The organism is Pseudomonas sp. GW456-L12 (assembly GCF_059424045.1).
Genome location: NZ_JBWKZA010000016.1, coordinates 1 through 19,076 on the forward strand (window position 1 = coordinate 1; position 19,076 = coordinate 19,076).

Sequence of the window (19,076 nt, forward strand, 5' to 3'; positions counted from 1 at the left end):
CAAGAACCCTGACAGCGGCCCACCCCCGCCCAGGCGCGCCACAGACGTGCTGGGCGACAAGGCACAGGCCATCAGGCCGATGACAATCAAGACCAGCAGAATGCCTTTGACGACAGCAGACAAGTTCATGGTGGCGCTCTCTTGGTGTAAAAGCCGCCACCCTAGAGCCCGGCGGGTTAACGCCAGGTAAACATCGGTAAAAAACGCGCCGGCTCCGTTATCCTCTGGGCCACTGAGCGACACAGGTCCAAGGGGACGTTCCCGTGCATATCCACCTGCTGCTGGTCGAGGACAACCTCGACCTGGCCAACACCGTCATCGAATACCTGGAGATCAGCGGGATCGTCTGCGATCACGCCAGTAATGGCCAGACCGGCCTGAACCTGGCGCTGAGCCAACACTATGATGTGATCCTGCTGGACATCATGCTGCCGCGCCTGGACGGCCAACAGCTGTGCAAACAGCTGCGCGAACAGGGCAAACAGACACCGATCCTGATGCTTACCTCGCTGGATGCCCTGCCGGACAAGCTCGCCAGCTTTGCCATGGGCGCCGACGATTACCTGGTCAAGCCCTTCGAACTGGCCGAACTGGTGGCCAGGATCCGCGCCCTGAGCCTGCGGCGCAGCGGCCAGGCCAGCCGCCTGCAGGTGGCCGACCTGACCATGGATCTGTCCACCCGCAAGGTCAGCCGCGCCGGACAGGAACTGCACCTGTCGCCCACCTGCTGGACCCTGCTGGAATGCCTGATGCGTGCCAGTCCCGAGCCGGTGGGGCGCGAACGTCTCGAGGCGACGGTCTGGGGCGACGAACCGCCGGACAGCAACACCCTCAAGGTGCACATGCACCGCTTGCGCAAGGCGGTGGACAAGGATTTCAGCCAAACGCTGATCCACACTATTTCTGGCGTTGGTGTGCAGTTGAGGACCCCATGCGTAAAGGCCTGAGTCTGAAATGGGTGATCAGCGGCAGTTTCCTGCTGTTGATCGCCGTGGTGCTGCTGATCTACAGCCAGCTGCTATCGAGCTATAGCATCCGAGGCCTGCTCTATACCGCCAGCGCCATGATGGAAGAAGAAGCCCTGTATTTCGTCAGGCACTACAAGAAAGACCCAAGCCTTGCCCCGCCGCAGAACTATTTCTTCAGCAGCGTTATCGGCAAGGAAGCGCTGCCGCCGAAAATTCGCCAGTTACTGGATACGCCGCCAACCCTGTCCTTCGGCGCCGTGCAGGTGTTCGGTGAACTGGACGCCGATGGACAGGATGAAGTCAAAGCGATCCTGGCCCAGCCCCTGGGTGACGGCAAAATCCTCTACATGTTCGATGTCGACCACGACCATGAAGAAGGTGGCGAGGTCGAGACCCCGTTGTCGGATGCCTATCTCGATCACGAACTGAACAGCATTAATGTCATCAGTCTGGCGGTATTCATCCCGGCACTGATCATCATCGCCCTGCTGGTCTGGTGGCTGGTACGCCCTCTCGGCCGGCTGGCCCAGTGGTCCACCACCCTGAAAGATCCAGAGGAGGTGTCCAGCCAACGCCCGAATTTCCGTTTCAAGGAGTTCAATGTCCTGGCCGACTCCCTGGCCCAGAGCGTGCAGCAGGTGCAGGCCGCCAGCCAGCGCGAAGGGCGCCTGCTGCGCTACACCAGCCATGAGTTACGCACGCCGCTGGCGGTGCTCAAGGCCAACCTGGAACTGCTGACCCTGCAGGCCGGGGGCTCCCTGCCCCCGCCTCTGCAACGTATCGAACGCTCGGTGCTGAACATGCAGCGCATTGCCGAGACGCTATTGTGGATGAGCCGCGAGCGCGTTGAACCCTTGCCGGAAGAAGCCATCGACATGGCCGAGTTGTTCAACGAATTGATCCAGGAGCATCGCTACCTGATCGGCAAGCGGGATATCGAACTGATCCTCGACATCAGCAACGAGCCTTGTCGCCTGCCCCTGACCGCCTGCCGAATCGTGGTTGGTAACTTTCTGCGCAATGCCCTGCAATATGCTGAAGAAGGCAGCATCGAAATCACCTTCGAACAGCTGCAACTGCGCATCGTCAACCGTATCCGTGATACCAGCCAGTCAGAAGAATCCAGCGACTTCGGCTACGGCCTGGGCCTGGAGCTGATGCGCCAGTTGTGCGCCAGGCTGGGCTGGCACATCCAGGTCCTCACCGAACAACAGCGCTTCACCGTGACCCTCGACTTCAACACCGCAGAGCCCCCTGCTTCGCCCCAGGAGCGAGCCGAGGACGATACCCGCAAGATCAGCTGAGCGCTCAATCAGCCCAGTAATCCCAACTCCTGGGCCCGGGCCACGGCCTGGGTGCGACGCTCCACCCCCAGCTTGCTGTTGATATGGCTGGCATGGGTCTTCACCGTGTGCAGCGAGATAAACAACTGATCGCTGATTTCCTGGTTGGAACAGCCCTGGGCGATCAGTTGCAGCACCGCCAGCTCGCGGGAGCTGAGGGCTTCGCCGTGATGCTGCTCCAGGGAATCACGTGCCACGGCGGCCGGCAGGCGTTCGAGCAAGGTCTGGCGCAATGGCGTCGCCGCCCCCTGCTGAAGTTGCTCGCGAACCCAGGCCGGATGTGCCCGCACCGCCCATTCGAAGGGTTGCAATGCCCCGCCCACGGCAGCCTCCAGCGCCTGGGCAAAGGCCTGTCGGGCCTCGGGGTCGCGCCCCTGGGCCAGCAACAGCGCGACCTTCTGATTCAGCGCCATCACATTGAGCATCTGCCGCCCGGTCTGCCGGCCATGCTCCAGCAGTTTGTCCAGGCGCTGCTCGGCCAGGGCCGGCTCGCCCTGGATGCTGTCGAGCAAGGCTTGCTGCAACTCGATATGCAGCGGCAGCTGTGGATGAAATTCCGGCGCGGCGGCGGCCTGGTCGCCGGTGTAGGTCTGCCCCAGGCGAGCCAGCCAGGCCTGCGCCAGGTCGGTGCGGCCCTGGGCCAGCCAGAGTTCGCATTTGACCAGGGTGATCATCGCCAGGTAGTAGATCGGCGGTACGTCCCAGATGTGCATCAGGCGTTCGGCCTCGGCCAGTTCGGCAAAGGCCTTGGCAAATTCACCGTTGTGACCTTCCAGGTTGGCGATCACGCAATGGCCGATCAGCACGCTGATATCGCGACAGGCCCGCGCCTCGACCAGCCCCGCCCGCAGGCGCGCCAGTCCGGTCTCGGGCTGGCAGCGCAACGCCATCAGGTAACCTTCGTACAGCGTCAGCCGCGCCCGTATCGCGTACAGGCGTTGCGCCGACAGGCCATACAAGCGCTGCAAGCCCTGGCGGACCTCATCCAGCGCCCGCAGGATCTCGCCGCGGGCTTGCAGCACCCGGGCCCGGTCGTAATGGGCCAGGGCCTCGAACAAGGGGTTGCCGACCCGCTGCGCCAGTTCCAGGGACTCGCGGTTGAGCCCCCGGGCACGCCACAGGTCGCCATCGGCGATCGCCAGGTTGGACAGGGTCGACAGGCACACCAGCCGCTGCCCGTAACGTTTCTGCGGCAAGGTTTCCAGGGCTTCGGTGCAATACAGCAGGGTCAGCTCGCGATTTCCACGCCCCCGGGCGACGATCCCGCTCAAGGCCAGCCATTGCGCCAGCATGGATTTCTGCGCGGTGGCCGAGGGGGCCGGCAGGAAGCGGCTCAAATGACTGGCCAGTTCCTCGGCGGCATCCAACTGGCACGCCAGCCCCAGCGCCCAGCTGTACAGCACGATCAGCCGCGGGGTGCTGATCAGCAGGCTGTCGGGCAAGTCCATTTTCCAGCGCAGCAGCATGCCAACGTTCTGCTCGGCCAGCAGTTGTTCCTCGGACAGGTTCTGTACCAGGTTCGCCGCCACGTCCAGATGCCCGGCGCGCAACGCCTGCTCCACCGCTTCATCCAGCAGCCCCTGGGCGTTGAACCAGCGACAGGCCCGCAGGTGCAGGCTGGCCGGCGGCAATATCGCGTTGGCGGTGGGCCGGGTGCGCAGCAGGTCGGAGAACAGGTGGTGATAACGGTACCAGTGCCCCTGCTCGTCCAGCGGCACCAGGAATACCTGGTGGGCCAACAGGTAACGCAGGATCTCGGCACTGTCGTGGGACTCGCGCAATGCATCGCACAGGTCGCTGCAGAAACGTTCCTGGGGCGCCGTGTCGTAGAGGAACGACTGCACTTCGGCAGGCAGGCAATCGATGACTTCTTCCAGCAGATAATCGCGAATCAGGCCTTCGCCGCCATTCAGCGACTGCGGCAAGGTTGCGCCACTGCCCGCCTCCGAGGCCGCCAACAGCCAGAAGCGCAGCCCCGCCACCCAGCCTTCGCTGCGCAGGATCAAGTTTTCCAGCGCCTCGCCGCGCAGCGAACTGCTGTGCCGGTCGAGCAGGGTCAGGGATTCGTCGTAGGTCAGGCGCAGGTCCTGTTCGTGCAGCTCCAGCAACTGCCGCGACAGGCGCAGACGCGCCAGGTGCCAGTCCGGGCGCTGGCGGCTGGTTACCAGCACCAGCAAGCCGTCGGGCAAATGATTGAGGAAGAACTGCAGGCAGCGATCGAGCACCGGCCCTTGGGCCAGGTGGTAATCGTCCAGTACCAGCAACAAGGGAGAAGCACTGGAAAGATGGGCCGCCAACTCATCGAGCAGCCCGTCCAGCCACTCTTCGAAGGCGAAGGGCTGGTGGCGCTGGCGCATCTTCAGCAGCCCGAGGGATTGGTTGCCCAGTTGGGCGAAATATTGTTGCAACCCCTCAAGCAGGCGTTCGAGAAAACGTCCCGGATCGCTGTCCCGGCGACTGAGCCCCAGCCACAGGCTGCGCCAGTGCGGCGGCAGGCTTTGGCAGAACTCCACCGCCAGCGAACTCTTGCCAAAACCGGCCGGTGCGCTGACCAACAGCAGCCGGCCATTGAGGCCCGCGCTCAAGCGCTCGCACAGACGCGGCCGCAGTACGTAGCCGTCGGGCAAGGGAGGTCGGTAGAAGCGCCCTTCCGGCGCGGGAATGGCCGCACCGGCAGGCCCCTGGATACGGGACAGATCAGTCATGGCCAACTCTTATTGAAGTGCTGTTGTCGGCAATACAGATGTCGGCAGACTAGCGGTAAAAAGCCCCCTGTTGAAGATTTTTGCTACAGATGGATAGAAAAAGAATACAACCGGGTTTTTCAGCGCTTCCCGCGTACCTGTAGGAGCGAGCTTGCTCGCGATAAGGGCAGCGCGGTTTTACCGGGAGGTGGCATTGTCTGGAGTTTTTTTCGCGAGCAAGCTCGCTCCAGAGGCCACCCCGGGTCTTGTAGAAAAACGCAGACAATAAAAAACGCCCCGAACCAGTCGGGGCGTCGATCGAGGATGCGCCTCGATTTACCGCGGGTTAACGAACGCCATCCTGGCGCAGGGCCGCCGGAGTGAAGTCGCTGGTGGTGGCAGTGAAGCCGAAGTCGTAGGCCGATTTCTCTTCGTTCTTCATGCCCAGTGCCAGGTAACGACCGGACTGCAGGTCGTAGAGGGTTTCCAGGGCGTACCACGGCACTTGCTTGTCGTAATAGTTCTCGGCATGCGCCTCGGCCACGCGCCACAGCTGGCCACGACCGTCGTAGTGGTCGATCACTGCGGCCTGCCAGGTGTCTTCATCGATGTAGAAGTCACGCTTGGCGTAGATATGGCGCTGACCTTCCTTCAGGGTCGCGACCACGTGCCAGACACGGCGCAGCTCGTAGCGAGCCAAGTCCTGGTTGATGTGGCCGGCCTTGATGATCTCGGCGTACTTCAGCTGCGGCGAGTCGAGCTTGTAGCTGTTGGAGGCGATGTACATCTCCTTCTTGCCTTCCAGCTTCCAGTCGTAGCGGTCCGGCGCACCGTTGTACATGTCGAGGTTGTCGGAGGTACGCAGGCCGTCGGCGGCGGTACCCGGACCGTCATACGACACTTGCGGGGCGCGACGCACACGACGCTGGCCAGCGTTGTAGACCCACGCCGAACGCGGCTCCTTCACCTGGTCGAGGGTTTCGTGCACCAGCAGCACACCACCGGCCAGACGCGCCGGCGCGGTCACTTTCTGCTTGAAGTAGAACAGGATGTTGCCCGGGTTGGCCGGATCGTAGTCCTTCATCTTGTCGCGGAACACGAACTGGTCCTGGAAGTACACCAGGCTGAAGGAGCCGTTGGCCTGTGGCGTCGCCTGGGTCACCAGGCGGGTCACGCTGCCGCCGCGATAGCGGGTGATGTGGTTCCAGATGACTTCCACGCCGCTTTTCGGAATCGGGAAAGGAATGGCGGTCTTGAAGTTTTCCAGGCCGTTGCCGCCGCTGACCAGGTTGGTCTTGGTGGCGTTTTCCTTGATCGCGGCGAACACATCGGCTGGCACCGTGGCGCCGCGATGGGAAGGATAGACCGGCATCTTGTAGGTTTCCGGGTAGCGCTTGAACATCGCGTACTGCCCTGGCGCCAGCTTGTCCTTGTACTGCTCGACGTTCTGCGCGGTGATGGTGAACTGCGGCTGCTCGCTGGCGTACGGGTTGGACAGGAAACCCTTGCCATCCACACTGCCGGCGTTGGTCGGCAAGGCTTTCCAGGCCGGAATGGTGCCGGCTGAGTTACCGGCCATTTCCGCGCCCATCGGCGTCAGGGAGGTACCCAGCTTGGCCGCTTCATCGGCCGAGACCGCGGCCATGACCCCGGTCGCCAGCAGCGACAGCCCGAGGACACCGACCTGCAACAGACTCTTGGTTACTTTCATATTCTTGTTCTTCCTGAAAATGCAGTGCTTAGAAGTTCACGCCGAAACTGAGGGCCACGAAGTCACGGTCATCCACGGTGGTGTACTTGCCGTCGAAGAAATTGGTGTACGCCAGGCTCGCGGTGTAGGTGTTCTGGTACTCGGCATCCACGCCCAGGCTGATGGCCTTGCGACCTTCCTCGAAGTTGCCGCCAGGGCCAGGCGAGTAACCGCTGACGTCATGGGACCAGGCCACGTTCGGCTTGAGGTTCACACCGGCGAACACGTCGTTGTATTCCCAGATTGCACGACCGCGATAACCCCAGGAAGTCGAGGTGGTGAAGCCGTCGTCGTTACAGTTGCGGCTGCGATTGTTGGTCGCCGCGCCTGGGCCCGCGCCGTTGATGGTGCTGGTATTGAGGATCTGCGAGCAGGTGTCCAGGCTGCCGGTGGCAGGCAGTTCGCCCGGGCCATAGACCGGATCGCGGCCGTAACGAACCTTGGAGGTGCTTTCCAGGCCGCCCACGTAGGTCAGGCCGACTTCACCAACCAGGGTCAGGCGGCTCGCGCCCATGACCTGATCGAAGAAGTGGGTGAAGGTGGTCTGCAGCTGGGTGATCTCTTTACGACGATAGCCGTGCAAGTCCTGACCCGGGGAGCCGTCGAGCAACGAGGCATTGGCCAGGGTGCCGCCCAGGGGGCGAACACCGGCGAACAGGATATCGGTGGAGTTCAGCTGCACCGGAGCGTTCGGGCGATAGCTGATCTCACCGCTCCATGCGGTACCGGTAGGCAAGGTGGTGGAGAAGCTCAGGCCGTAGAGGCGGATGTCCTCAGGGTACTCGACGAAGTACTCGGAGCTGCCCGCCACCACCAGTGGGCCCAGGGCGCGGAACGCTGGAGGCAAGGCCGCGACACGGTCGAAGACCGACTGCGGAGCACCGGTAGCGCTGAAGATTGGCGCACGACTGTGGTAGTTCATGAAGTACGCGCCGAACTCGGTGTCGAGCGGCTCGTACATGTACTTGAAGGACACGCCCCACTGCCCGCTGTCCCGTGCATCGCGGTCCGGTCCACGACGCACCAGCACGCCTTCCTGATTGACGTCGACGCCCGCGGCGGCCAGTGGCCCCAGGGCAATCGACGGAATGGTCGAGCGCTTGTTCAGCACCCGCAGATTGTCGGTGCAACCGTCGGCGATGATGTCCGGCTGGGAGAAGAAGGTGCCGCAGTTGTCGACGACGGTCTGGTCCCATTCCAGCTGATAGAAGGCTTCGGCCGAGAGGTTGTCGGTCAGGCTCTGGGAGACATAGAACATGTTGACCGGGATCAGGCCTTCCTTGATCTCCGCGCCAGGACGGCGGAAAGCCGATACGTCGATCGGGTTGATCGAGTTGATGCCGCCGCCGATGAAGGTACTTTCACCCCAGCTCACCACTTGCTTGCCCAGGCGCACGGAACCCGGCTGCTCGGCGATCGAGTAGTTGTGGTAGATGAAGGCGTCGAGGATCTGCCCGCCAGAGGACTTGGCGCCTTCCTTGCGGTTGCTGTCGCTGATGTCCTTGAACTCGCGGCTTTCGTCCTTGAGCTCGAAGTCATACCAGTATTTGCCACGGACGAAGACGCCGGTGTCGCCGTATTTCAGTTCAAGGTCGTGGATGCCCTTGAAGATCTTGGAAAAGGTTTCGCCGCTTTTGAAGTTAGCGTGGCCATCGTCAGAGGTCTGGGACAGGCCATGACCGCCGTTGTTGACACCAATCAGATTCTTGTTGGGGCTCTGGGTAGACCAGCTCGCACCCAGCGATAGAGAAGAGTCGAACTGACCTTCGATTTCACCGATGTTGAAACTGACGCCGAAGGCAGGTCCGGCGAGCGTAGAGGCGAGACTGACGGCCAGAGGCAGTTTCGCCCGGCGCCAGAACTGGTTTACTGATGTCATCGACGCTACTCCATGTGCTTTATTGTTATGGCAGTGAGCACTTTTAAAAACGCTCTGAACGGGCGGAACCCAGTCAGCCCCGAAGTCGTTCAAAGTTGCATCGCCCCATGTTGTGCGGTTGCCCCGTTCTTAAAAATCCTTGGGCGGACTATAGCCAGCAGGTGGTACGGCTTGATCCCTCTAAAGTGTGATTTGCAGCCTCCAACCACTCTGGAACGGTCCTTTCGCCAGTCCGGCAAATGCCGGCACGGCAAGGATGGCTGAAAATTCGGATTTGACAAGGCAAGCGCTTGCTTGGTGGGCTCTACCGTGCCCTTTCGGGCACGGTAGGAGGTGTTTACAGCGTCGAAAGAAAGGTGCTGTTGTTGGCCTGCCATTCGGTGATGTCGAGGCGGATGCGCTTCTTGTCGAGCTTGCCGACACTGGTCTTGGGAATTTCAGTAACAAGGGCGATCTGGCTGGGAATCGCCCACTTGCTCAAGTGCCCCTGTTCGACAAACGGCTTGAGATGCTCCTTGAGCTCCTTGGCCTCGATCGCATGCCCTTCACGGACCACCAGCAAGGCAAACGGGCGCTCGCCCCATTGCGGATCGGGGATCCCCACCACTGCTACTTCGCGTACCGCCGGGTGGCGGCTGATCAGGTCTTCCAGGGCCAGGGACGATACCCACTCGCCTCCGGTCTTGATCACATCCTTGATCCGGTCGCGAATATCGATCACGCCCATGCCGTCGAGAGTCGCCACGTCGCCGGTGTGCAGCCAGCCGCCTTCCCACAGCTCTGCGCCCTTCTGCGGCTCGTTGAAATAGCCTTCGGTCAACCAGGGTGCACGCAGCACCAACTCACCCTGGGTCTCGCCATCGGCCGGCAGGAAGTTGCCGTCGCCATCGACAATCGCCGCCTCCACCAGAGGTCCGGGCACGCCGGCCTTGATCCGGTAGGTAGTGCGCTCATCCTCGGTGCCCACCAGCAGTTCTTCGTTAAGGTGGGCGCAGGACACCAGCGGCCCGGTTTCCGACATGCCATAGGCCGCCGTCAGCTGAATGCCCTTGGCCTTGGAGGCCTCGTACAGCGCACGGTTGAGCGCGCTGCCGCCAATGACGATCTTCCAGCCGCCGAAATCCGTGCCCTGGGCCGCCTTGGCATTGAGCAGCATCTGCAAGATAGTCGGCACGCAATGGGAGAAGGTGACCTTCTCCTTGCGCCACAGCTCCACCAGCAGTTCCGGGTCGTAACGGCCGGGGTAGACCTGCTTGAGGCCGAGCATGGTCGCCACATAAGGCAGGCCCCAGGCATGCACGTGGAACATCGGGGTAATGGGCATGTACACATCGCTGGTGCCCAGCAGGCGCACGCTGTCGATGCTACCCATGATCACCGCTACGCCCATGGTGTGCAGCACCAGCTGGCGGTGGGTGAAGTACACGCCCTTCGGATTGCCGGTGGTGCCTGTGGTGTAGAAGGTGGTGGCCACCGAGTTTTCGTCGAAATCCTCGAAGGTGTACTGGGTGCTGGCAGCCGCCAGAAGCTGCTCGTATTCGCCCACCAGGTTGGGCAGGTCGGCGCTCTTGTCCGGGCCGTCGGTCAGTAGCAGGGTTTTCTCCACCGTGCTCAGTTGCCCGGCGATCGCCTGGTAGAGCCCGACAAACTCGCTGTTGACCAGCACGAAGCGGTCCTCGGCGTGATTCATGGTGTACAGGATCTGTTCCGGCGACAGACGCACGTTGATGGTATGGATCACCGCGCCGATCATCGGGATGGCGAACATGCACTCCAGATAGCGATGGCTGTCCCAGTCCATCACCGCCACGGTATCCCCGGCCTTGACCCCGGCAGCCGTCAACACGTTCGCCAGCCTGGCCACGCGCTCGATCAGGGTTGGGTAGCTGTAACGCAGCTTGTCCCGGTAGACGATTTCACGGGTTTTCTCGTAACGGGTGCCGGATATCAGCAGCCGCTTGATCAATAGCGGGTATTGGTAGGCGCCTTCGGCTGGCGGAATAACGCGAGTCTGCAACATAAGCATCCCTTTTCGTGACTGCACGGTCGTGGCTGAAGAACGCTCACTCTAGAGCGCCGCTGGCTCTGCCAAATCAGCCAAAGGAATGATTTGCAGAGCCGTACGAATGCTAGCTCCAAGCCAGCATTCGCGCGACCAGACATTCGCCATCGGAAGGCACATGCGTGAGCGTCAAGCCGTTTGCTCGACCACCCTGCGCGGGAATAGCTCGGCGCCCCGAATCAGCTCAAGGCGCCAGGACCCATTACAGCCCCATCAGTTAGCCCCGGGTGTAGCCCCGTGCGGTTGCAAATGCTGTTGCAGGTAGCTGCGCAGACGCTTTTCCACATCACGGTTACGCGGCCTGGGCAACCCGGCCGGCCATTCGCCACGCGCCAGCGCGCGAATCGGCGCCTGCTGGCTCATGCCCCGGCGCTGGATCTGACGCAGCCCCTGATCCCACCAGACATGGCGGCAAGCCTCGACATAGGGCGAGATCGGGCCGCAGCTGCCATACAGCAAGTCGCGTCCGACTTTTTGCATGTCCTTGTTCTGCCGCCTCAAGTAGAACTTGATCCGCGAGCGCTGAAACAACGACGGCAAGGGTTTACGCCGTGGGACCTCGCGCTGCAGGCGCAGCAACTCCGGCCGGAAGGCTTCGCCATGGCGCTGGAAGAACAGCGCTTGCATGGCGTGGAAGAAGTCCTTGTCGGAGAAGTAGTGATAGATGCAACTCTTGCTCTCGCCCACGGATTGACCGCGCAAGGCAAATGACAAAGCGATCTGTTCCAGGGTGTGCAGGTCCTTGATGTGGGCGCTCCACTCGTCAATCAAGGCAATCGAGGCTTGCATCAGCGGACCATCGCCGGCCGTCAGGCCACAAACCCCGCTGTTGAACAGGCGCTGGTCGTCGGCTACCGACTGACCGCTGGCCTGCAGGTAGCGGTCGAGTTTGACGAACTCGGGGCGGGTACGGACCTCGGACCAGAGAAACTCGTCTTCATCGATCAGGTATTGGCCGGGTGCGATGCGATCGAACAGCCGCTGCGGGTCGGCCTCGAACAAGGTATCGGTATCGACAAACAGGGTCTTGTCCGCCAGCAGGAGGCCTGCGGCAAAGGCACAGGCCTTGCGTCGGTGGTAGTAGCCCTGGTCACCCTGCCACTCGACCAGCGTTTGTTCACTCAACGGCACCACTTGCACCGGCCAGCCGTGGTAATCCTCGGGACGGTCGGTCATGACCCGAATCACCAGCGGCTCGGCATTCTTGCTCTGGTCGAGGGCCGTCAGAATGCTGAACTTCGCTTCATGGCGATAAACCTCTTTGCCGCCATAAACCAGATAGAGCAACTGCTGCGGTACTTTTTGTATCGTCATCAAGCGTCCGGTCTCGCGCTCTCCGGACGGTCAAGGGGCTCGACCTGCCGGAGTGGCCATAAAAGCGGACGATTGTACGATTAATCCCAATTAATGATCAGAAATATCCGATAAACATGGACGAGAAAGACCGCCTCAATGCATCTCGGTAAAGGCCAGTTTCACCCCGATGGCGATCAGCACCGCGCCCATGGTGCGGTCGAACCAGTGGCCCATGCGGGCAAAACCGGCGCGGACTTTCTGCTGGCTGAACAGCAGCGCCACCAGGCAGAACCAGGTAGCCGTCGCCACCGCCAGGTACACGCCATAACCGGCCTGGATGGCCAGGGGCGTGTGCGGATTGATGACCACGGTGAACAGCGACAGGAAAAACAGCGTCGCTTTCGGGTTCAGGCCGTTGGTCACGAAGCCGGAAGTGAAGGCGCCGCGCGCGGTGCGCTCGCCAGCTTCCAGGTGCAGATTCTCGGTAGCGGGCTTGGCCGGCTGCGCCCGCAGGGCCTTGTAGCCGATGTACAGCAGGTAAGCGGCGGCGGCCCATTTCAGCGCGTTGAACAGCACGATCGACTGCGACACGATCAGGCCGATACCCAGCAGCGAATACCCCACGTGCAGGAAGATCGCGGTGCCGACGCCCAAGGCGGTCCAGGTGCCGGCGCGGCGACCGTGGGTCACGCTTTCGCGCACCACGACGGCGAAATCCGGGCCCGGGCTGGCCACTGCAAGCAGGTGAATAAGGGCGACGGTCAAGAACTCGGCGAGGTACATGGACACTCCTGTGTATCTAATTATTTCATCTGTTAGGCTCGGCAGATTACGCCTTCAGACCCTCGTGCAAAAGGTACAGTTGATGACTAACAATCGCCGCGCCGTCTTCCTCGACCACAGCTCCCTGGACCTCGGCGACCTCGACCTCAGCGCACTGCGCCACAGCTTCGACGAACTGCAACTGCATGGCCGGACCAGCCCCGAACAGGTGGTCGAGCGCCTGCAGGGAGCCCAGGTGGCGATCAGCAACAAAGTACCGCTCAATGCCGAAACCCTGGCCGCCAGCCCCGCGCTGAAACTGATCCTGGTGGCGGCCACTGGTACCAACAATGTTGATTTGGCCGCCGCTCGCGCCCAGGGCATCACCGTCGCCAACTGCCAGGGCTACGGCACGCCATCGGTGGCCCAGCACACCCTCATGCTGCTGCTTAACCTCGCCACCCGCCTTGGCGATTACCGCCAGGCGGTCAGCGACGGTCGCTGGCAGCAGGCCCGGCAGTTCTGCCTGCTGGACTTCCCGATCGTCGAACTGCAAGGCAAGACCCTGGGCCTGCTGGGCCATGGCGAACTGGGTGGCGCCGTCGCCCGCCTGGCCGAAGCCTTTGGCATGCGCGTGCTGCTGGGGCAGATTCCCGGCCGCCCGGCCCGCGCCGACCGCCTGCCGCTGGACGAATTGCTGCCACAAGTCGATGCACTGACCTTGCACTGCCCGCTCAACGAACATACCCGGCACTTTATCGGCGCCCGGGAGCTGGCCCTGCTCAAGCCCCAGGCCTTTGTGGTCAACACCGCCCGTGGCGGCCTGATCGACGAGCAAGCCCTGGCCGATGCCCTGCGCAGCGGTCACCTGGGCGGCGCGGCCACCGACGTGTTGAGCGTCGAGCCACCGACCGCTGGCAACCCGCTGCTGGCCCATGACATCCCGCGGCTGATCGTGACCCCACACAACGCCTGGGGCAGCCGCGAAGCCCGGCAGCGCATCGTCGGCCAGCTGGCGGAAAACGCCCAGGCGTTTTTCAGCGGTACAGCGCTGCGGGTCGTCAGTTGATAAACTGCGCCACTTTTTTCCCAGGAGCAGATTATGGATCCGCGCAGTGAAGTACTGCTTCGTCAGGCTGACTTGTTTCAAGGCTCGCTGCTGCTGGCCGGCCTGCCCGCCGATGACCTGCTCGGCCGCCTGCCGGGCGCCCATGGCTGGTGCTGGCACGCTGGCGATCAGGCCGCCCTGGATGCGCGTTTCGCCGGGCGCAGCCACTTCGGCGTGACGGCCCCCGAGCAAGCCTTTGCCAACGCCGTGCTGTTCCTGCCCAAGTCCAAGGAATTGACCGACTACCTGCTCAACGCCCTCGCCTCGCGCCTGGCCGGGCGCGAGCTGTATCTGGTCGGGGAAAAACGCAGCGGCATCGAACGCGCGGCCAAGCAGCTCAACCCCTTCGGCAAACCGCGCAAGCTCGACAGCGCGCGGCACTGCCAGCTGTGGCAAGTGACGGTAGATAACGCGCCACAAGCCGTCAGCCTGGAAAGCCTGGCCCAGGAATATGAACTGCCGTTGGCCGAAGGGCCGCTGAAAGTGGTCAGCCTGCCGGGGGTGTTCAGCCATGGTCGCCTGGATCGCGGCAGCGCCCTGTTGCTGGAACACCTGGACAAACTGCCCAGCGGCCACCTGCTGGATTTCGGTTGCGGCGCCGGGGTTCTGGGCGCGGCGATCAAACGTCGCTACCCCCATAACAATGTGACCCTGCTCGACGTCGACGCCTTCGCCGCTGCCAGCAGTCGCCTGACCCTGGCCGCCAATGGCCTGGAAGCCGAGGTCCTGACCGGTGACGGCATCGATGCCGCGCCCATGGGCTTGAACACCATCCTGACCAATCCACCGTTCCATGTCGGGGTCCACACGGACTACCAGGCAACGGAGAACCTGCTGCGAAAAGCAGCCAAACATCTGAAAACCGGTGGCGAACTTCGGCTGGTGGCCAACAGCTTCCTGCGTTATCAACCGCTGATCGAAGAGCATCTCGGCCCTTGTTCGATCAAGGCCGAAGGCCAGGGCTTTCGCATCTACAGCGCCAAGCGCGGCTGAAAACCTTTTTGCAAAAGAACGCTTGCCGAATGGATTTTGCCTAGGCAGAATCCGCTCCGTCCTAGGGGAGTAGTCTCCCGCGAGCGCCACGCTCGCCCGGCATGCGTCAACATACTTGATCCTCAGATCATGGCGCATGCGACCCAAGAGTCCGCACAGACGGACCGCAGGGTTTGACAAGACCTATGACACGCACACCTTACCCGGGGCGGGAAGGCTGTACGTGTCATAGCCGTGTCGACCCGCCCCTTAGGAATGCCCTGATGCTGGATTCTCTACTGGTTCCCACCGCGATCGTTGCCTTGGCCGAAATCGGCGACAAGACGCAACTGCTTGCCCTCATTCTCGCCGCGCGCTTTCGCAAACCCTGGCCGATCATCGCCGGCATCGTCGCCGCGACCCTGGCCAACCATGCGGCAGCCGGTGCGGTAGGCGCCTGGTTCGGCAGCTTCTTCTCGGACGCGACCTTGCACTGGATCCTCGCCGCGAGCTTTACCGCGACCGCACTCTGGACCCTGGTGCCGGACAAGATGGACGACGACGAAGCCAGCACCGCCCGCAAGTTCGGCCCCTTCCTGACCACGCTGATCGCGTTTTTCCTCGCTGAAATCGGCGACAAGACCCAGATCGCCACCGTCATGCTCGCGGCGCAATACCCGGAACTGTGGCTGGTCATCATCGGCACCACCGCCGGCATGCTGATCGCCAACGTCCCGGTGGTACTGGCCGGCAACTTCGCGGCGGAGAAACTGCCCCTGACCCTGATCCGTCGCCTCGCGGCCTCGGCGTTCTTCATCCTGGCCATTGTCGCGGTGTACAAGGCCATGCAAAGCAGCGGCTGGTTGTAAGAGCACCATCAGCAGGCACGCCTCCAGGCAAACCTGCGAGCACAAAAAAGCCCCGAACCAGTCGGGGCTTTCTTTTGCAGGGGGCCGGCTTGTTCACGACCCTGTCGTCAACAACGACGCCTGACGATCAGGGCCTCTTGGCCTGCTGGTACAACGGCATCACCTTCGGAATCGCCGCTTCCAATGAGGAAATACGACTGCCGGACGCCGGGTGAGTACTGAGGAACTCAGGTGGCGCGCCTTCCGAAGCCTTGCTCATCTTGTTCCACAGGGTGATGGCCGCGTTCGGGTTGTAGCCGGCGCGGGCCGCAAGTTCCAGGCCGATCAGGTCGGCTTCGTTTTCATTGCCGCGACTGTTGGGCAGGGTCATCAACAGGTTGACCCCGTTGTCGCCCACGGCGACCGCTTCCTGCGGCGCGCCGGCGATTAGCGCAATCTGCTTCAGCGCGCTGACACCGTAGGCCTTGGACATCGCTTCACGACCGTGCTCGCGCAAGGCGTGGGCGATTTCATGGCCCATGACCGCGGCGATTTCATCGTCGGTCAGTTGCAACTTGTCGATGATCCCAGTGTAGAAAATGATCTTGCCGCCAGGACCGCAGTTGGCGTTGAGCTCATCGTTCTTGATCAGGTTGACTTCCCAATTCCACTGCGCGGAATCCGGGCGGAACACCGGGGCCTGGGCAATCAGCCGGTTAGCGATCGCCTGGAGGCGCTTGGCATTGGCACTGGACTTGTCCAGCACGTTCTTGCTGCTCGCCTCGCCGATCGTCTGTTGATAGGACTGCGCGTAGGACTGGTTGACCTCATCGGTCGACAGCATGCTGAACATGTACTGCTTGCGATCGACCCCAACAGCGCCACCGCTGGTGGTGTTGACCGACTGGCAACTCGACAGCAGCAACGCAGCGGTGAGTGCACCCAAAACCTGCTTCTTACTCATGAAAACGCTCCCTGAAAACATGGCGCGTATCCTAGGCCCAGTTGTGTATCGACGCCAGATACAACGGACGTGTAACACGCTGTTTTCAGATACGGAGCAGCGTAGGAAAAAATTCACAGAGCCTTCCCCGCCGCGCCCGACAACGGCCGGCAGCTGTCCATTTGCGACATGCCAGCCTACAAAACGGTCATTTTTCCGATCCTCGCTCATGGTCGGCGAGGGCCTTGCCGATACAACGGGGCAGACGTCATTCCTGCGTCCGGAGCCCTTATGAAATTCAAGTCGATCCAGTTTTCCGTGGCCGCCCTGGCCGGTGCCATCGTCCTCAGCGTGGTCGTTGCCCTGGTGCTGTACGCCCTGTTCGCCGGCGCCCGGACCCAGGAGATGGTCCAGCAGCAAACCCAGGCCCAATTCGAGCAAGTCATCGAGCAGCGACTGGTCGGCCTGGCGCAGACCCAGGTCAGCCAGATCCAGCGCGAACTCGAGGCGCCCCTGCTGATCGCCGGCGGGCTGGTGCGGATCAACGCGCTGATCGGCAGCAAGGGCGCGGACGGCAATCCACAGCTCAATCTCAGCCGCGAGCAGCTGATCAACCTGATCAAGGAAAACGTCGCGCAGAACCCGAAGATTCTCGGTGCCTATATAGGCTGGGAAAAGAACGCCATCGACCATAACGACAGCGCCTATGTCGACACCAAGGTGGTGGGTATAGATGCCAGCAACGGACGCTTCCTGCCGTGGTGGTTCCGCAACGAAGACGGCAGCCTGGGCCTGGACAAACTGGTGGATGTGGACGACCAGAAAGTCCTGTCCACTGGCGTGCGTGCCAGCGAGTACTACCTGTGCTCCAAGGAAAGCAAGAAATCCTGCGTGATCGATCCGGCGCCGTACAAGGTTGGCGACAAGATCGTCATGCTCGCCTCCTTTATTGAGCCCATCCTGCTCGACGGGGCCTTCCAGGGCATCGTCGGCGCCGACCTGTCGGTGAACTTCATCCAGGACATGCTCCTGGGTGCCAACCGGAAACTCTATAACGGCGTCGGTGAAATGGCCCTGATCGGTGGCAATGGCCGGCTGGTGGCCTACACCAAGGACCCGAGCAAGTTCGGCGAAAAGGTCAGCGACATTCTCGACAGCGAGGAAGTCGCCAAGCTGGGCAACCTCAAGCGCGGCGAAGTGAACTACAACGTCGATCAGGCCAACGGACGGATCGAGTTGTACCTGCCGTTCGGCATTGGCCAGGCCGACGCCCGCTGGACCCTGATGCTGCAACTGCCGCTGGACGCTGTCATGGCCGACCTGCAGAAACTGCAGAGCGACCTGGCCGAACAACGCAAGGCCGACACCTTCGGCATGGCCATGGTCGGCCTGATCATCGCCGGCCTCGGCCTGCTGGTGATCTGGCTGGTGGGCCACGGCATCGCCCGTCCGCTCAAGCAGATGGTGGCCATGCTCGACGACATCGCCCAGGGCGAAGGCGACCTGACCCGCCGCCTGAGCAGCGACCGCGCCGACGAACTGGGCTCGATCGCCAAGGGCTTCAACACCTTCCTGGCCAAGCTGCAAGCGATGATCAGCCAGGTGGTGACCTCGGTGCAGAGCGTCAGCGACTCCTCCGAACACACCGCCGATATCGCCATTCGCACCAACCAGGGCGTGCACAAGCAGATGGCCGAGATCGACCAGGTGGCCACCGCCGTGCATGAAATGACCGCCACCGCCCAAGACGTGGCCCGCAACGCGACCCAGGCCGCGCAAGCCGCCAACCATGCCGACCAGGCCGCCAGCCAGGGCATGCGGATCGTGCGCGACACCTCGACCGCCATCGGCGCCCTGGCCGTGGAAATCGGTCGGGCGGTGGGCGTCGTGCAGACCCTGGCCAAGGACAGCGAGAACATCAACGCAATCCTGATCGCCATTCGCGGCATCGCCGAACAGACCAACCTGCTGGCCCTCAACGCCGCCATCGAAGCCGCCCGTGCCGGCGAACAGGGCCGCGGCTTTGCCGTGGTGGCCGATGAAGTGCGCAATCTGGCGCAGAAAACCCAGCAGGCAACCGAAGAAATCCAGTCGATGATCCAGCAACTGCAGCAAGGCACCCGCGATGTGGTACGGGTCATGGAAGACAGCCAGAACCGCACCGACGAAAGCGTGCAGCACGCGGCAAAAGCAGCCGAGGCCCTGGAAACCATCACTCAGGCGGTGTCGGTGATCAATGACATGAACACCCAGATCGCCAGCGCCGCCGAAGAGCAAAGCGCCGTCGCCGAGGACATCAACCGCAACGTGATCAATATCGGCCAGGTGGCCAACGAAGTGGCGGGCGGCGCCGACGAATCCAGCGCAGCCAGCGCCGGCCTGACCAAGCTGGCCGAGCAGCAGCGGCGCCTGATCAATCAGTTCAAGGTGTAAAAAAGGCCCTGCGGACCTTGCGCAACCT

13 protein-coding genes and 1 riboswitch are annotated in these 19,076 nt (G+C 62.3%); of the genes, 6 read left to right on the plus strand and 7 right to left on the minus strand.

Annotated elements, in window-relative coordinates; translation table 11 throughout:
* The first annotated feature begins 263 nt into the window (after positions 1-263).
* Together AC07Y9_RS19595 and AC07Y9_RS19600 are read left to right on the plus strand one after the other, a co-directional pair.
* Positions 264-947, plus strand: coding sequence for a response regulator transcription factor (locus tag AC07Y9_RS19595; RefSeq protein WP_102679634.1), 684 nt, complete (start codon positions 264-266; stop codon positions 945-947).
* Positions 932-2,272, plus strand: coding sequence for a sensor histidine kinase (locus AC07Y9_RS19600; protein ID WP_102679635.1), 1,341 nt, complete (start codon positions 932-934; stop codon positions 2,270-2,272). Before AC07Y9_RS19595 ends, AC07Y9_RS19600 begins: the two co-directional genes overlap by 16 nt.
* Positions 2,273-2,280: 8 nt before the next feature.
* Here AC07Y9_RS19600 and AC07Y9_RS19605 read toward each other — a convergent pair whose 3' ends face one another.
* The 6 genes from AC07Y9_RS19605 to AC07Y9_RS19630 form a co-directional block, all read right to left on the minus strand.
* On the minus strand, positions 2,281-5,016 hold the full coding sequence (locus AC07Y9_RS19605) for a winged helix-turn-helix domain-containing protein (protein ID WP_102679636.1): 2,736 nt from the start codon (positions 5,014-5,016) through the stop codon (positions 2,281-2,283).
* Between the two features lie 325 nt (positions 5,017-5,341).
* Positions 5,342-6,706, minus strand: a complete 1,365-nt coding sequence (locus AC07Y9_RS19610; protein WP_007928419.1) for a DUF1329 domain-containing protein — start codon at positions 6,704-6,706, stop codon at positions 5,342-5,344.
* Positions 6,707-6,734: 28 nt separating this feature from the next.
* The gene (locus AC07Y9_RS19615) at positions 6,735-8,624 is read right to left on the minus strand and encodes a DUF1302 domain-containing protein (RefSeq protein WP_102679637.1); all 1,890 of its coding nucleotides are present in this window, start codon (positions 8,622-8,624) and stop codon (positions 6,735-6,737) included.
* A 337-nt stretch (positions 8,625-8,961) separates the two neighbouring features.
* Positions 8,962-10,644, minus strand: a complete 1,683-nt coding sequence (locus tag AC07Y9_RS19620; protein ID WP_102679638.1) for a fatty acid--CoA ligase — start codon at positions 10,642-10,644, stop codon at positions 8,962-8,964.
* Positions 10,645-10,899: 255 nt separating this feature from the next.
* A complete protein-coding gene (locus AC07Y9_RS19625) occupies positions 10,900-12,000 on the minus strand; it encodes a hypothetical protein (RefSeq protein WP_102679639.1) in 1,101 nt (366 codons plus the stop codon).
* Between the two features lie 135 nt (positions 12,001-12,135).
* Positions 12,136-12,765, minus strand: coding sequence for a LysE family translocator (locus AC07Y9_RS19630; RefSeq protein WP_007928409.1), 630 nt, complete (start codon positions 12,763-12,765; stop codon positions 12,136-12,138).
* 82 nt (positions 12,766-12,847) lie between these two features.
* On the opposite strand from AC07Y9_RS19630, the gene AC07Y9_RS19635 reads away from it, so the two are divergent.
* From AC07Y9_RS19635 to AC07Y9_RS19645, 3 genes are all read left to right on the plus strand, one after another.
* Complete coding sequence (locus AC07Y9_RS19635; protein ID WP_102679640.1) at positions 12,848-13,813, plus strand: 2-hydroxyacid dehydrogenase; 966 nt, start codon at positions 12,848-12,850, stop codon at positions 13,811-13,813.
* A 33-nt stretch (positions 13,814-13,846) separates the two neighbouring features.
* Entirely contained in the window at positions 13,847-14,845 is a 999-nt protein-coding gene (locus AC07Y9_RS19640) for a methyltransferase (RefSeq protein WP_053262582.1), read from the plus strand.
* Positions 14,846-14,896: 51 nt separating this feature from the next.
* Positions 14,897-15,020, plus strand: a riboswitch (yybP-ykoY riboswitch).
* A gap of 88 nt (positions 15,021-15,108) precedes the next feature.
* Positions 15,109-15,693, plus strand: a complete 585-nt coding sequence (locus tag AC07Y9_RS19645) for a TMEM165/GDT1 family protein (protein WP_009045541.1) — start codon at positions 15,109-15,111, stop codon at positions 15,691-15,693.
* Between the two features lie 127 nt (positions 15,694-15,820).
* On the opposite strand, the gene AC07Y9_RS19650 is transcribed toward AC07Y9_RS19645, so the two are convergent.
* Positions 15,821-16,636 (minus strand): M48 family metallopeptidase, encoded by an 816-nt coding sequence (locus tag AC07Y9_RS19650; protein ID WP_102679641.1) that lies wholly within the window; start codon positions 16,634-16,636, stop codon positions 15,821-15,823.
* Between the two features lie 270 nt (positions 16,637-16,906).
* On the opposite strand from AC07Y9_RS19650, the gene AC07Y9_RS19655 reads away from it, so the two are divergent.
* On the plus strand, positions 16,907-19,048 hold the full coding sequence (locus AC07Y9_RS19655; protein ID WP_102679642.1) for a methyl-accepting chemotaxis protein: 2,142 nt from the start codon (positions 16,907-16,909) through the stop codon (positions 19,046-19,048).
* Positions 19,049-19,076 lie beyond the last annotated feature (28 nt).

What these genes read in the sequence shown, in the direction of transcription:
- AC07Y9_RS19625 (WP_102679639.1), bottom strand. Translation starts at nt 12,000, where the DNA reads ATGACGATACAAAAAGTACCGCAGCAGTTGCTCTATCTGGTTTATGGC.
- AC07Y9_RS19655 (WP_102679642.1), top strand. Translation starts at nt 16,907, where the DNA reads ATGAAATTCAAGTCGATCCAGTTTTCCGTGGCCGCCCTGGCCGGTGCC.
- AC07Y9_RS19610 (WP_007928419.1), bottom strand. Translation starts at nt 6,706, where the DNA reads ATGAAAGTAACCAAGAGTCTGTTGCAGGTCGGTGTCCTCGGGCTGTCG.
- AC07Y9_RS19620 (WP_102679638.1), bottom strand. Translation starts at nt 10,644, where the DNA reads ATGTTGCAGACTCGCGTTATTCCGCCAGCCGAAGGCGCCTACCAATAC.
- AC07Y9_RS19630 (WP_007928409.1), bottom strand. Translation starts at nt 12,765, where the DNA reads ATGTACCTCGCCGAGTTCTTGACCGTCGCCCTTATTCACCTGCTTGCA.
- AC07Y9_RS19635 (WP_102679640.1), top strand. Translation starts at nt 12,848, where the DNA reads ATGACTAACAATCGCCGCGCCGTCTTCCTCGACCACAGCTCCCTGGAC.
- AC07Y9_RS19640 (WP_053262582.1), top strand. Translation starts at nt 13,847, where the DNA reads ATGGATCCGCGCAGTGAAGTACTGCTTCGTCAGGCTGACTTGTTTCAA.
- AC07Y9_RS19605 (WP_102679636.1), bottom strand. Translation starts at nt 5,016, where the DNA reads ATGACTGATCTGTCCCGTATCCAGGGGCCTGCCGGTGCGGCCATTCCC.
- AC07Y9_RS19615 (WP_102679637.1), bottom strand. Translation starts at nt 8,624, where the DNA reads ATGACATCAGTAAACCAGTTCTGGCGCCGGGCGAAACTGCCTCTGGCC.
- AC07Y9_RS19600 (WP_102679635.1), top strand. Translation starts at nt 932, where the DNA reads ATGCGTAAAGGCCTGAGTCTGAAATGGGTGATCAGCGGCAGTTTCCTG.
- AC07Y9_RS19645 (WP_009045541.1), top strand. Translation starts at nt 15,109, where the DNA reads ATGCTGGATTCTCTACTGGTTCCCACCGCGATCGTTGCCTTGGCCGAA.
- AC07Y9_RS19650 (WP_102679641.1), bottom strand. Translation starts at nt 16,636, where the DNA reads ATGAGTAAGAAGCAGGTTTTGGGTGCACTCACCGCTGCGTTGCTGCTG.